The following is a 1,455-nucleotide window of genomic DNA, read 5'->3' on the forward strand; positions in this document are numbered from 1 at the left end:
CCGACGCGCTGTCGCTCACCACCCGAAAGGTGTTGTGGGTGCCGGTCCAGCAGATGGCTGATGCCCAGCAACTCGGTGGCGTGGGCCATATCGACCCGACGCTGCGACTTGGGAATGCGCTTGAGGCCGAACTCAAGGTTGGCCAGCACCGACAGATGAGGAAACAGGCTGGCTTCCTGGAACACGTAGCCGAGCGCGCGTTTGTGCGGCGCGACGAAGAGCTTGTTTTCGCTGTCTTGCCAGACTTCATCGTTGACCTGGATAAAACCCTGATCGGCCCGTTCCAGGCCGGCAATGCAGCGCAGGCAAGTGGTCTTGCCGGAGCCTGAGTGACCGTAAAGCGCAGTGACGCCACGTCCGGGCAGTTGCAGGTCGACGTCCAGAGCGAAGCCCGGGTAGCGTAGTTTCAGGCGCATTTGAATCATCGATCAGCTCCAGCCCGCTTTGGTTTTTCGGCTGGAATACAGCGCCAGCAAGACGACAAACGAGAACACCAGCATCACCCCGGCCAGCCAATGGGCCTGGGCATATTCCATGGCTTCGACGTGATCGTAGATCTGCACCGAGACCACGCGGGTCTTCTCGGGAATGTTGCCGCCGATCATCAGCACTACGCCGAACTCGCCGACGGTGTGGGCGAAGCCGAGAATGGCCGCGGTAATGAAACCGGGGCGGGCCAGGGGCAGCGTCACGCTGAAAAAGGTGTCCCAGGGATTGGCCCGCAGTGTCGCGGCCACTTCGAGCGGACGCGTGCCGATTGCGGAAAATGCGTTTTGCAGTGGCTGGACCACGAACGGCATCGAATACAACACCGAACCGATGACCAGCCCCGCAAAACTGAAGGTGAGGGTGCCAAGGCCGAGTGATTGGCTGAGCTGGCCGATGTACCCGTGAGGGCCGAGCGCCAACAACAGATAGAAACCAATCACCGTCGGTGGCAGCACCAGGGGCAGGGCAACAACCGCCCCGACCGGGCCGCGCAACCAGGAGCGGGTGCGCGCGAGCCATAACGCAATCGGAGTGCCGACAATCAGCAAGATGACGGTCGTCAGGGACGCGAGTTTCAGGGTCAGCCAAATGGCGGAGTAATCGGCACTCGATAGCGACATTTAGATTTCGTAACCGTAGGACTTGATGACAGCTGCCGCTTTCGGCCCCTTGAGGTAGTCAACCAACGCCTTGGCGGCCGGGTTGTCCTTGCCCTTGTTGAGAATCACAGCGTCCTGTTTGATCGGGTCGTGAAGGCTGGCCGGAACGATCCAGGCCGAACCGCTGGTGATCTTGCCGTCCTTGTAGATCTGCGACAGGGCGACAAAACCCAACTCGGCATTGCCGGTGGAAACGAACTGATAGGCCTGGGTGATGTTCTGGCCTTCAACGATCTTGTCCTTGACCTTGTCGGTGAGACCTTCCTTGGCCAACACCTGAGTCGCCGCCAGGCCATAAGGCGCGGCT

3 protein-coding genes are annotated in these 1,455 nt (G+C 60.5%); all 3 read right to left on the minus strand.

Annotated elements, in window-relative coordinates; genetic code table 11:
- Window positions 1–425: ATP-binding cassette domain-containing protein (locus ACXRVY_RS28895; RefSeq protein WP_458238944.1), on the minus strand; the 425-nt coding region annotated here is incomplete at its 3' end.
- Between the two features lie 3 nt (window positions 426–428).
- Window positions 429–1,109, minus strand: a complete 681-nt coding sequence (gene modB, locus ACXRVY_RS28900) for a molybdate ABC transporter permease subunit (protein WP_223463719.1) — start codon at window positions 1,107–1,109, stop codon at window positions 429–431.
- Window positions 1,110–1,455: molybdate ABC transporter substrate-binding protein (modA, locus tag ACXRVY_RS28905; protein WP_458238945.1), on the minus strand; the 346-nt coding region annotated here is incomplete at its 5' end.

The sequence above is a fragment of the Pseudomonas sp. P5_A2_2 genome (assembly GCF_054177685.1).